Annotated in this window: 8 protein-coding genes; 6 read left to right on the top strand and 2 right to left on the bottom strand. The window is 71.1% G+C overall.

The genetic code is table 11. The annotated features are described in order from the left end of the window. Window positions 1-333: 333 nt before the first annotated feature. Window positions 334-3312, bottom strand: a complete 2979-nt coding sequence (locus ACIQMU_RS29290) for a LuxR C-terminal-related transcriptional regulator (protein ID WP_402690053.1) — start codon at window positions 3310-3312, stop codon at window positions 334-336. Window positions 3313-4109: 797 nt separating this feature from the next. Here ACIQMU_RS29290 and ACIQMU_RS29285 point away from each other — a divergent pair. From ACIQMU_RS29285 to ACIQMU_RS29275, 3 genes are all read left to right on the top strand, one after another. Continuing rightward, a complete protein-coding gene (locus tag ACIQMU_RS29285; RefSeq protein ID WP_402690052.1) occupies window positions 4110-5720 on the top strand; it encodes a S8 family peptidase in 1611 nt (536 codons plus the stop codon). Between the two features lie 209 nt (window positions 5721-5929). Then, the gene (locus ACIQMU_RS29280) at window positions 5930-6052 is read left to right on the top strand and encodes a hypothetical protein (protein ID WP_352240548.1); all 123 of its coding nucleotides are present in this window, start codon (window positions 5930-5932) and stop codon (window positions 6050-6052) included. A 218-nt stretch (window positions 6053-6270) separates the two neighbouring features. Then, on the top strand, window positions 6271-7617 hold the full coding sequence (locus tag ACIQMU_RS29275) for an MFS transporter (RefSeq protein ID WP_402690051.1): 1347 nt from the start codon (window positions 6271-6273) through the stop codon (window positions 7615-7617). Window positions 7618-7702: 85 nt separating this feature from the next. On the opposite strand, the gene ACIQMU_RS29270 is transcribed toward ACIQMU_RS29275, so the two are convergent. Then, window positions 7703-9205, bottom strand: a complete 1503-nt coding sequence (locus ACIQMU_RS29270) for a SulP family inorganic anion transporter (RefSeq protein ID WP_352240545.1) — start codon at window positions 9203-9205, stop codon at window positions 7703-7705. A 377-nt stretch (window positions 9206-9582) separates the two neighbouring features. Between ACIQMU_RS29270 and ACIQMU_RS29265 the strand changes: the two genes are divergently transcribed. The 3 genes from ACIQMU_RS29265 to ACIQMU_RS29255 all read left to right on the top strand — a co-directional run bounded on the left by ACIQMU_RS29265 (window position 9583) and on the right by ACIQMU_RS29255 (window position 12750). Then, the gene (locus ACIQMU_RS29265) at window positions 9583-9984 is read left to right on the top strand and encodes a MerR family transcriptional regulator (RefSeq protein ID WP_352240544.1); all 402 of its coding nucleotides are present in this window, start codon (window positions 9583-9585) and stop codon (window positions 9982-9984) included. 307 nt (window positions 9985-10291) lie between these two features. Then, window positions 10292-11977 (top strand): ribonuclease J, encoded by a 1686-nt coding sequence (locus ACIQMU_RS29260; RefSeq protein WP_352240543.1) that lies wholly within the window; start codon window positions 10292-10294, stop codon window positions 11975-11977. A 32-nt stretch (window positions 11978-12009) separates the two neighbouring features. Next, a complete protein-coding gene (locus ACIQMU_RS29255) occupies window positions 12010-12750 on the top strand; it encodes a spermidine synthase (protein WP_402690050.1) in 741 nt (246 codons plus the stop codon). Window positions 12751-12756: the final 6 nt, after the last annotated feature.

Raw genomic sequence — 12756 nt, 5'->3', positions numbered from 1 at the left:
CAAAGGGAGGCGTATCCCCTATACCGCTCAAAGCACTTCCTGTCTCTTGTAAGAGAAAGCTAATCGTGAGGAAGATATCGAGTGAGTAAAGATGTCAAGTGCCCGTTTATGAGCAGCAAGCGGGCTCAGTTCAGTCGAGAGTGCCAGTGATGTGTGCCACTGGAAACCGTTCGGTGAAGCCGCCTTTCACCTCAAGAACACACAGGGTGTCCGTAGTTCGCTTCTCACTCAAGAGCCGCCAAATAGGTGTTCTTGGACAGCGATTCCGCACGAGTGGGCACGTGTCGGCGCTCGCCTCGGTCACGGCCGACCGGCACGTTTCAGGAGACGGTGTTACGAACTCCACGGCCGGAGCACGATGTCGGTCCTGGACGCGGCGTTCAACTTCCTCATGATGCGGGCGACATGGTGTTCCACGGTGCGAGGGGAGAGAACGAGGCTTTCGGCGATGTCCCGGTTGGCGCGTCCCTGGACGACCAGCCGGGCCACCTCCTGCTCGCGCGGGGAGAGCTGGTCGCCGTAGCCGAGCCGGCCGCGGCGGTGGGTGGTGACGATGTCGTGGCGGCGCAGCAGCCGTTGGCAACGGGCCACGTCCCAGCGGGCGCCCAGGCGCCGGTAGGTCTCGACGACCTCCTGGACGAGCGGGACCGCCGTCTCCTCGCCGGCGTCGAGCAGGCAGCGCCCGCGGGCTTCCGCCGAACGTGCCACGTCGAAGGGGCGGCCGAGCTGCCGCCACCGGGCCTCCGCATCGGCCAGCAGGCCGGTTGCCTCGCCGCGTCGTCCCTCGGCTTCGGCGAGCAGCGCACGGCACACGGCCAGGGCGGTACGGGCGGCAGGCGCGTCGCGGTCCGCGATGCCGACCGCGCAGTCGGCGACGAGCCGGTGGGCTCGCGCGGTCTGCCCGTCGCGGTGCAGGGCCTCCACCGCGATGGGCAGCACCTCTGCCGCCCACACCCAGCCTCCGGTCCGCTCCAGCCGGCGCAGGGCCTCCTCCACGGCGTCGCACGCCTGGCCGGGCCGCCCCGCCTCCAGGTGGATGCGGGCCAGGGCGGCGGCGGACGCGGTGAGGACGAAACCGGTGTCGTAGCAGGTGGTGCCGGCGGCCTCCGCGAGGTCCCGGCGGGCCCGGGGGACGTCGCCGAGCACGTGCAGCGCGGTCAGCCCGCGCACCAGCATGGCCTCCGCGGTCAGATCGGGTATCTCCTGGTACTGCCGGGTGGTGTGGTCGGCGTCCGTGTGCAGACCGCGCCAGTGGCCCTCGTGCCAGGTGAGCACCAGGCGGGCGGTCTGGGTGAGCCCCTCCAGGTACGGGCTGCTGGTCTCGGCGAGTCCCTCGGCGGCCAGGTCGAGGTACTCGCGGGCCCGTTCGCCGTAACCGAGGGCGCTCGCCGCGTGCGCGAGGTTGGCCCAGCCCCGGGTGTGGTGCGCGGCCTCCATCGCGGTCCCGGCCGGGTCGCGCAGCGTTCGGGCGGCGGCCCAGGCCCGCGGGTCGCCGAGCAGCATCAGGGCGGTGGCGCGGTTGGCGGCGATGGCGGCCCGGGCGACCGGGTCGGTCACCTGGCCGGCGAGCGCCCCGCAGCGCTCCAGCCAGTCCCGGTGGCGGCCGACGGGCCAGCCCTTGATGGAGGGGATGGCGGCGACCGCCATGGCGCGGGCGGCGGTCTGCGGGTCGGACGCCTCCAGGTCGGGGATGGCGCGGGCGACCTCGTTGAGGCTGTCCTGGGCCCCTCCGCTCTGGTTGCGCAGAACGACGCTCAGATGCAGCCGGATCTCACCGCGTATGCGCAGCGGCGGGTCGTCCTCGTCCAGTACCCGCCGCACCGCGGCCACCGCCCGGTCGCCCGCGCGGGCCAGTTGGGCGGTGCGGGCCAGCTTCGCGGCGGTGCGGACCCGGCCTTCCGCCAGCGGGTCATCGGCGACGGCACGGGTGTAGAGGCGGGTGGCGGTGGCGTAGTCGCCCGCGGTGGCGGCCCGGTCGGCCGCCACGACGAGGCAGCGCAACCCCTCGCGCACCAGCCCCGCCGCCCGGTACAGCCGCGCCAGGTCGACCAGCGGTGGCGGGCCGTCGCCGCCGCGGCGCAGGGCGCGCGCGGCGCGCAGGCTCAGCCGGGCCCGCCGCGGTCCGGACACCTCCGCCAGCGCGGCACGGCGGTCCAGCGGATTCCGGAAGACGGGGTACGGCCCGTCGGCCGTGAGCACGGACCGGCGTACGCAGGCGTCCACGGCCGCCTCCGCTCGCCCCGGCGCGATCTCCGCCACCTCGGTGAGCACAGCGACGGGCACCGCCGATCCGATGACCGCCGCCGCTTCGAGGAGTCGCCGCGCGTCCTCGGTGAGCGAGGCGCGCCGCCGGGCCGACTCCCGCCTCACGTACGGAGGGACGTCGCTCTCCCGTACGGCGGCGAGTACCGCGTCCGCGCGGCAGCCCTCTCCCGCCGCCCGCACCCGGTCCGCCGCGCCCGTGCCGCGCCCGTCGCCCGCCCGCAGCAGCTCCTCGGCCCCGCGCAGCAGCGCACCGGCGACCCCGGGCAGCCCTCCGGTCAGCTCATGCACGGCGTTGGCGAGTCCGTTCTCTTCCTCGCCTTGCCTCTGAGGGTCAGCGGCCAGCCACCACCGGACGAACGCCGCTGTCTCCTCGGCCGTCCAGGGCCGGACTTCGATCTCCTCCACCCGCACCCGCTCCGGTACGCGGACGTCGAGGGCCGGCAGCCCGCGTGCGGCCTCCTCGGTGACGACGAGCCGCAGTCCGTCCGGCATCGAGCCCCCCAGATGGCGCAGGAGGCCGAGGGTCGCGGGGTCCGCGTGGTGGGCGTCCTCCACCACCAGGACGACGTTCCCCAGCGCCGCCAGCAGGGCCTCGACCGCGCGCGGCAGCAGCCCCCGCAGGACCTCGGGGTCGGCCGCGGACGGAGGCGGCGGCGGCAACCGGTCGGCCAGTTCGGGTACGACCAGGCCCACGGCACCGGCCACCGGCGGCAGCGGCGGCAGCGGCGGCAGCGGCGGCAGCGGCGGGCCGGGGGTACCGGACGCGTACGGCAGCCCGGCCAGCGCGTCGGCGACGGGTCCGAGCGGAACCGGGTCCACCGCGTCGGGACACCTCGCGCGCAGGTGCGTCCACCCGGCGAACTCCGCCCCGCCGAGCGCCTCGTCCACCAGGCGTGAGGCGCCGGCGCCGGCGGCCGAGCGCACCACGGTGAGGCTGCACCCCTCGCGCAACGCTCGCCGCAGCCGCCGCAGGTGTGCGCTCCGCCCGACGAACCCGCCGTCGGCCGTCTCCTCGCCGCCTCCCGTACCGGGAAGACCTTTCTCCACGGCTCCGCCTCTCACCGGCCATCGGCCCCCAGGGGCCCCCTCGCGATCCGGCGGGCCCCTGGGGGCGGGCTCGCGGGCCGGACCTGCACGGGCCCGGGCCTCGTGGCCCGTTGGGCAGGTGGTCTACCCGCCGGACGGCCGACGTTGCAATAGGGGCGATCACCTAGAGAATGCCGACTGCCTGTCCGCGCCCCGCCCGGCCCGGCCGCGGCCCGTGGGGGACGGGTAGCCGGCCGCGGCCCGTGGGGAGGCGCGGGTGGCCGGGCGCGGGCCGTGGGGAGGCGCGGGTAGCCGGGCGCGGCCCGTGGGCGGTGCGGGTGGCCGGCCGTGGGCGGCCCGGGCGCGGGGCGGCCACCGTCCGTACCGCCGCTCCCACTCTTTGGGTAGCGCTACGGATTGCTGGACTGCCGCCGGGTGGCCGAAGCTCTGGGCGATCCGGCAACGCCACCCCGTGCACCCCGGTTCCTGGCCGGCAGAGCCGGGTGCACGGGGGCGGCCGCGTCCCCACACAGCCGCGCGGCGTGACCGGACCCGTGTCCCACCGAACCCACTTGGTGGGACACGCCCCCTCACCCCACCGCCTGCGGACGCCGGCACCCGAAGGCGTCCGCACGACCGCCACCACCAGGCCGTTGTCATGACCCCGGCAGAACCTGGCGTGCCCGGCACCGCGTGCCGTGGCGGTCACTCCGGGCCCCCGCCTCCCACCACGGACGGCGCGGGTCCGGAGACCACCCGGCGACGGGTGCCGCACATCCGGGCCCGAGCCGGTTCCGGACAGCTCTCAAGGAGAAATCATGGAGTTTGACGCACGCGTCCTGCGACGCCTGCTCGCCGTCGGCGCCAGCGCCGCCCTGCTCGTCGGGGCGGCCCAGACCACCGGGGCCGTGGCCGCCCCCGCACCGCCGGGCGGCGGCGAAGGCCGCATCGTCGGCGCGGACCGCCCCGGCGCGGTCGAAGGCTCGTACATCGTCACGTTCAAGGACTCGGTCGCCCGCACCGACGTGCCCGGCTCCGCGAAGGCCCTGGCCAAGCGGCACGCGGGCAGCCTGCGCTTCACCTACACCGCCGCCCTGCGCGGTTTCGCCGTGCGCATGAGCGAGGAGAAGGCCAAGCGGCTGGCCGCCGACCCGTCGGTGGCCCGGGTGGAGGCCGACGCTGCGGCGTACGCGATCGACACCCAGACCAACCCGCCCTCCTGGGGGCTGGACCGCGTCGACCAGCGCGACCTGCCGGTGGACCGGAGCTACACCTACGGCACCACCGCCTCCAATGTGAACGCGTACATCGTGGACTCGGGCATCCGCATGAGCCACCGCGACTTCGGCGGCCGGGCGGTCAGCGGCTACGACTTCATCGACAACGACTCCAACGCCTCCGACTGCAACGGCCACGGAACCCATGTCGCCGGCACCGTCGGCGGCGGCGCGTACGGCGTGGCCAAGGGCGTCAAGCTCATCGGCGTCCGGGTGCTGAACTGCCGGGGCAACTCGGGCGACACCTGGGCCCCGGTCCTCGCGGGCATCGACTGGGTCACCAAGAACGGGGTGAAGCCGGCCGTGGCCAACATGAGCGTCGGGGGCGGCAGGATCGAGTCCGTGAACGACGCGGTGGCGGCCTCCATATCCTCCGGAACCACCTGGGTCGTGGCGGCCGGCAACGACAACGCCGACGCGTGCTCGTACTCCCCGGCCTCCACCCCGTCGGCCATCACGGTCGGCGCCACCAACAGCCGGGACGCCCGCGCCACCGGCTGGAACAACGGGCAGGCATCCAACTACGGCTCCTGCCTGGACATCTTCGCCCCGGGCGACAGCATCGTCTCCACGTCCAACTCCGGCGACACCAACTCCCAGTCGATGAGCGGCACTTCCATGGCCGCTCCCCACGTCGCCGGCGCGGCGGCCCTGCTGCTCTCCGCCAACCCCACGTGGACGCCGGCCCAGGTCCGCGCCAAGCTGCTCGACGACGCCACATCGGGCAAGGTCACCGACGCCCGCACCGGCTCCCCCAACCAGCTCCTGCACACGGGCGCCGGCGACGACACCACGCCGCCCGGCGACGGCGACACGTTCGAGAACACCGACGACTACCAGATCCGTGACAACGCCACCGTCACGTCGCCCATCACGGTCACCGGCATCGACGGCAGGGCCGCCGCCGACCTGGCCGTCACCGTCGACATCCGGCACACCTACCGCGGGGACGTGAAGGTCGAGCTGGTCGCACCCGACGGCGGGGTGTTCCTCCTGAAGAACTACAACTCCTACGACAGCGCCGACGACGTCCGGGGCACGATCACGGTCGACGCCTCCAGCAAGACCGCCAACGGAACGTGGAAGCTCCGCGTCACCGACAACTGGGTCAACGACACCGGCTACATCAACGCCTGGTCGCTCCAGTTCTGACCCGTACGGCCTGACCCGTCCGCACGCGTGAAAGCGCCAGCCCCGCAGCGCCCGACGCCCCCCGCGCGGACCCGCGCCGCTCCCGGCAGACTCCGCCGGGAGCGGCGTCGGTTCTCGTGGAGCGAATTCCCTTCCTCGGCAGCGCATACCCGCGCCCTGGACCGTTGTTCTACCTTAGGATCTCCGATGTCTGCCGTGGGGACCGCCGCATGGCCGAGAACGAGATCCAGCACGTCCGCACCGGGCCTCCGCCCCCGTCAGCCAGGCCGCTCGACGCCCGACACGGCCTGCTCACCGCCGTCGTGCTCCTCAGCCCCGACCTGAGGGGCTGACTCCGGCATCGTGGAACAGCTGACGGCACGAGACCCTGCGCACATCGGCCCCTACCGACTGATCGCCCGGCTCGGCGAGGGCGGCATGGGTCTGGTCGACTTCGGCATCGCGCGGGCCCTGGACAGCGCCGGGCCACGGTCCGCCGGCGGCTCCGATGCACGTGGGCCCGGCCGGCAACGGCGCTCCGCCGGATCCCCGGCGCTGGTGGGGCCTCGCGGTGGCCACGTTCGCGCAACTGGTCGTGCTGCTCAACACGGCGAGCGCACTCGCGCTGCTGCCGGACATCGCTCGCGACCTGAGCAGCAGCTGGGACGGCCCGGCCTGGCTGTCCGCCGGCTACGCGATGGTCTTCGGCGCGCTGCTGCTCGTCGGCGGCCACCTCGCGGATCTCGTCGGCCGCAGGACGACGCTGCTCATCGGTCTGACCGGTTTCGCGGTGACCGCTGTGGCCGGCGCCTTGTCCACCGGGACCGACGCGCTGCTCTGGAGCCACGTCCTGCGAGGCGTCTTCGCCGCTCTGATCGTGCCCGCCTCGCTCGGCCTGGTCACCGCCCTGTTCACCGAACCGGACGAACGCAGGAATGCCTTCGGGATCTACTCCGTGGCCGGCCTCGGCGGCAGTGCGCTGACCCTGTTCATCGCGTTTCCGCTCTTCCTGACGCTGAACTGGCGCGTATCGCTGTACGTCACGGTCCTGCTGGCCCTCCTCGCGCTCATCGGCGCCGCCACGCTGGTCCGCGACCAGCCCGGCCGTACTCCGTCCCGCTTCGACGCGCCCGGTGCGCTGCTGAGCACGTTCGGGGCCGCGGCTCTCCTCTACGGCTTCGTCCAGTTCCAGGCGGACGACGGGGACGCATCGCTCGCGTACTCCGCCGTTCTCCGCGGCATTCTTCTGCCGGCCGCCTTCGCCTGGCAGCAGTCACGGACGGCGAATTGGATTCTGCTGGCGTACGCAACCGGGACCGGGACCCGCGACATGTTCGGCGCGTCGCTGGCCCTGTTCCTGACCGCGCTCGCTCTGGGGACCGTGGTACGACTCCTCGGCCCGTTCCTGATGTCCGTCGAACTGCCGGCGTCGCTCGCCGTATTCGTGCTGATGACCGGGCAGTTCCTCGTCGGCTCCCGGGTCGTCTCCGCCCGGCTGCTGCCTCACATCGGACCTCGCGCCCTCCTGCTGCCGGGTCTGCTGCTCGCGGCGGTCGGAGTGCTGCTCATCCGGCTGGTCGAGGGCTCCGTCGTCAGCGCCTTTCCGAGCATGATCTGTCTCAGCCTCGGCCTCGGCATGGCCGGTACGGTGATCTACTCGACCATCACCGACGGCATCGCCGCGCACGACTCCGGCGGACTGGCCGGCTTCGTCATGGCGAGCCAGCACATGGGCAACGATCTCGGAGTCGCGCTGCTCTACGGGACGACGAGCCGTCTGTCCGGTGACAACCCCGCGCTCCTCCACACAGCCGCCGCAGCTCTGCTGGTCGCGGCGCTGCTCGGAGGTCTACTGATCAAGGGTCCCGCCAGGAGCGTCGCACCCGCCGAGACGTGGGCTGCCCCGACCCAGTCATGACTCGACGGCGGCGGGCCACACGGATGGCGGCCCGACGCCGTCGGCGGAGCGGGAAGGGGCGGCTGGTGTCAGTGGCCGGCTGGTGTCAGTGGCCGGCGGTGAGCCGGCCGGCGAGTTTGTCGTGCATCTCGGCGCTGGCCTTGTTCAGGCCGATGATGGTGACCTTCTTGCCGCGCTGGGCGTACTTGGCCTCGATGGCGTCGAGGGCGGCGACGGAGGAGGCGTCCCAGATGTGGGCGTCGGAGAGGTCGATGACGACGTCGTCGGGGTCGTCCTTGTAGTCGAACCGGTAGACGAGGTCGTTGGAGGAGGCGAAGAACAGCTCGCCGGTGACCGCGTAGACGACCTGGTTACCGTCCGGGTCCACGACCCCGGTGACCTCGGCGATGTGGGCGACCCGCTTCGCGAAGATCACCATCGCGGTGATGCAACCGAGCACGACACCGATGGCGAGGTTGTGGGTGGCGACCACCGCGGCGACGGTGACGACCATGACGGTGGTCTCGCCGACCGGCATGCGCTTGAGCGTCTTCGGCTGGATGGAGTGCCAGTCGAAGGTGGCGAAGGAGACCAGGATCATCACCGCGACGAGAGCGGCCATCGGGATGTCCGAGACGACCGGGCCGAACACGATGCACAGGACCATCAGAAAAGCACCGGCGAGGAAGGTGGACAGGCGGGTGCGGGCTCCCGAGGTCTTCACGTTGATCATGGTCTGGCCGATCATGGCGCAGCCGCCCATGCCGCCGAAGAACCCGGTCACGATGTTGGCGACGCCCTGACCGATGGACTCACGGGTCTTGTTCGAGCGGGTGTCGGTGATGTCGTCGACGAGCTTCGCCGTCATCAGCGACTCCATCAGGCCCACCAGCGCGAACGCGAAGGCATACGGAGCGATCGTCGTCAGGGTGTCCATCGTGAACGGCACATCGGGCAGACCCGGCACCGGCAGCGACGACGGGAGATCGCCCTTGTCACCGACGTCGGGAACAGCGATCCCGGCGGCGAGCGTGATCACCGTCAGCGTGACGATAGCGACCAGAGGTGCGGGAACCACCGTGGTGATCTTCGGGAAGAACACCATGAGGGCCAGACCACCGACGATCAGCGGATACACCGCCCACGGAACATCCCGCATCTCCGGCACCTGCGCCATGAAGATCAGGATGGCGAGGGCATTGACGAAGCCGACCATCACCGAGCGCGGAACGAACCGCATCAGCTTGGCCACTCCGAGCGCGCCCAGGGCCATCTGCATCAGACCGCCGAGGATGACGGCGGCGATCAGGTAACCGAGGCCGTGCTCGCGGTTGAGCGGCGCGATGACCAGGGCCATGGCGCCGGTGGCTGCGGAGATCATGGCCTTGCGGCCACCCACGAACGAGATCACCACGGCCATCGTGAACGAAGCGAACAGACCGATCGCCGGATCGACACCCGCGATGATCGAGAAGGAGATCGCCTCCGGGATCAACGCCAGCGCCACCACCAGACCGGCCAGCACCTCCGTACGGAAAACCTTCGGAGAAGCCAGCCAGTCCGGCTTGGACATACGCAGCTTCGGAGCCGCGGACAGCGGTGTAGACATGCAACCGTTTCTGTTCGGGCGCACACATCCACCTGTCTGGACACGCACGCATCGTTCTCGACTCCATGCAGGGGGCGGAATCCCCGCAGCCCGGCATCGGTGGGGTCCTGCCAGATCGAGTGGCAGCCTTCGCGGCTGACCGTCGGGCATCATTGCCCGAAAAGCCTGTGAGGCCCTGGCTGGGGCTCAAGCGTCAGCGAGGTCCGCCCAGCGGTTCAGGCCCACGGCAAAATCGTACCCTGACGTGAGAGCAGAGTGCGAGTTGCGGCTTGTGAAATACAGGTAAATACGTCTGCGGATCATGTGATTCTGGACACGTATGCTGATTCCCTTCGAACGTTCGAAGAACAGCCGGTTATCGAGGAGGCAGGCGCGGGATGACAGAGCGGCAGATGCAGATCGGTGAGGTGGCCGAGCGAACGGGCTTGTCGCTTCGCACGATCCGGCATTACGAGGAAGTCGGCCTGGTCATCCCCTCCGCCCGCAGCAAGGGAGGATTCCGCCTGTACACCGAGACGGACGTCGGCCGCCTGATGGTGATCCGCCGCATGAAGCCGCTGGACTTCTCGCTGGAGGAGATGCGGGACCTCCTGGAGATCGTCGACCGCATCGCGGCCGACGACACCTCCACGGCCGAGGAGCGGGAGCGACTGCATGAGCGACTGGACTCGTACCGCAAGGTGGCCGACGCACGCTGCGAGACGCTGCGCGCCCAGCTGATGGCGGCGGAGGACTTCGCCGCCACTCTGCGCCGCAGGCTCGATGTCCGGAGTTCCTGACGGCTCGGCTCGGCCATCGCGACAGGACACGCCTCCCCGCACCGACCCTTGCGTTCGCACCGCTCCGGACACGGGGACCGGCGTCGATGGCGACGAGGAGGCCGTCGACCGGTCAAACCGGCCGAGGCCAAGCGCCTCGCTTTTCGCGCGTCACCCGTGCGCGGGGCCCCGCGCACGCGGCCCTGCCACCGACATCCGGTCTCGCGCACTTCCGCTCCCCCGCCGGAACGGCCGCACGACGCCCCTGCGCCGCGGAGCGCTTCCGCCCATAATGGATCACCCCGCAACTCTCCGGTAGCGTCAGCGTATGAGCCATCCACATCCTGATCTGAAGCCGGCCCCTCCTCTCGTCGCAGGCGGGCTGAGGGTCGTCGCCCTGGGCGGTCTCGGGGAGATCGGCCGCAACATGACCGTCTTCGAGTACGCCGGCAAACTGCTGATCGTCGACTGCGGGGTGCTGTTCCCCGAGGAGACCCAGCCCGGTGTCGACGTGATCCTGCCCGACTTCACCTCGATCCGGGACCGCCTGCACGATGTCGTCGGTGTGGTCCTCACCCACGGGCACGAGGACCACATCGGCGGCGTGCCCTACCTTCTGCGGGAACGCCGGGACATCCCGGTCATCGGCTCGAAGCTGACGCTCGCCTTCCTTGAGGCCAAGCTCAAGGAGCACCACATCAAGCCCACGACGGTGCGGGTGAAGGAAGGGGAGCGGCGCGACTTCGGGCCTTTCGGCTGCGAGTTCGTGGCGGTCAACCACTCCATCCCCGACGGCCTCGCGGTCGCGATCCGGACCGGCGCGGGCATGGTCCTGCACACCGGTGACTTCAAGATGGACCAGTTCCCGCTGGACGACCGCATCACCGACCTGCGGGCCTTCGCCCGGCTCGGCGAAGAAGGGGTCGACCTGTTCCTCACCGACTCCACCAACGCCGAGGTACCGGGCTTCACCACGTCCGAGCGCGAGCTGAACCCCGCCATCGAGCACGTCATGCGGACCGCCCCGCGCCGGGTGATCGTCTCCAGCTTCGCCAGTCACGTCCACCGTATCCAGCAGGTCCTCGACGCCGCCCATCAGCACGGGCGGAAGGTCGCCTTCGTGGGCCGGTCGATGGTCCGCAACATGGGCATCGCCCGCGAGCTGGGTTATCTGAGGACGCCGCCGGGTCTCGTGGTCGAGGCGAGGGAGCTGGAGAAGCTGCCCGACCACAAGATCACCCTGGTCTGCACGGGCTCCCAGGGCGAGCCGATGGCCGCTCTCTCCCGCATGGCCAACCGCGACCACACGATCCGCATCGGGCAGGGTGACACGGTCCTGCTCGCCAGCTCCCTCATCCCGGGCAACGAGAACGCCATCTACCGGGTGATCAACGGGCTGACCCGCTGGGGCGCCAACGTCGTCCACAAGGGCAACGCCAAGGTGCACGTCTCCGGCCACGCCAGCGCGGGCGAACTGGTGTACTGCTACAACATCGTCAAGCCCCGCCACGTCATGCCCGTCCATGGCGAGTGGAAGCACATGCGGGCCAACGCCGACCTCGCCATCCGTACCGGGGTCGCACCGGACCGCGTGATCATCGCCGAGGACGGTGTCGTCGTCGACCTCGTCGACGGGCGTGCCTCCATCACCGGAAAGGTCCCGGCCGGCTATGTGTACGTCGACGGGATGACGGTCGGCGGCGCGACGGAGGCATCCCTGAAGGACCGCCGCGTCCTGGCGGAGGAGGGCGTGGTCACCATCGTGGCCATCGTCGACGCCGACACCGGAGCCCTGACCGAGGCGCCCGACTTCCTGGCCCGCGGATTCGAGCACGACGACAGCACCTTCGAACCCGTCGTCCCGCTCATCGAGAAGACCCTGGCCGCGGCGGCGCAGGAGGGCATCGGCGACCACCACCAGCTCGAACAGCGCATCGCTCGCGCCGTCGCCTCCTGGGCCTTCCGCAGCCACCGCCGCAAGCCTCTGATCATCCCCGTCGTCATCGACGCCTGACACCGCGTCGCCGACCGGAGGAGATCCCCACCATGACCACCCGCTTCGAGGAACTCGACTGGAAGCCGACACCGATCGGCGACATCAGCCTGCGGCGCCGACGCGACCCGTTGTCGGGAGACGACGTGTACGAGGTGAAGCTCGGGGACGAGTTCCTGATGTCCAGTCTCTTCACCGAGGGCGAGATCGCCCTCGCCCGACTGGGCCTCGCCCCGCTCGCACACCGCACCGACCTCGATGTCGCCGTCGGCGGCCTGGGCCTCGGGTACACGGCCCAGGCCGCACTGGAGGTGCCGGGCGTCCGCTCACTGACCGTCGTCGACACTCTCGGCGAGGTCATCGATTGGCACCGACGCGGTCTGGTGCCGCTAGGAACGGCGCTCGGCTCGGACGATCGCTGCCGACTGGTGCACGGCGACTTCTTCGCCATGGTGCTGGAGGGCCACGGGCTGGACCCGCAGACCGAGGCCCGCCTCTTCCACGCCATCCTGCTGGACGTCGACCACTCCCCCCGCCATGTGCTGCACCCGAGCCACGCCGCTCTCTACCGGCCGGCGGGCCTGAGTGCGCTCACGCGCTTCCTCCACCCCGGAGGCGTCTTCGCCCTGTGGTCCAACGACCCGCCGGACGACGACTTCGTCTCCCTCCTCGCCCATGCCTTCCAGGACGCCGTTGCACATGTGGTGGAGTTTCCCAACCCGTTGCGAGGCGGCACCTCGACCAACACGGTCTACGTGGCCGTGACGGGCAGCGCCCCCGGTACGGGGGCCTGAGGGACC

The organism is Streptomyces sp. NPDC091649 (assembly GCF_044756785.1).
Classification (GTDB): domain Bacteria; phylum Actinomycetota; class Actinomycetes; order Streptomycetales; family Streptomycetaceae; genus Streptomyces.
The sequence above is the reverse complement of the archived record's forward strand: the minus strand, read 5'-3'. Positions and strand labels throughout refer to the sequence as shown.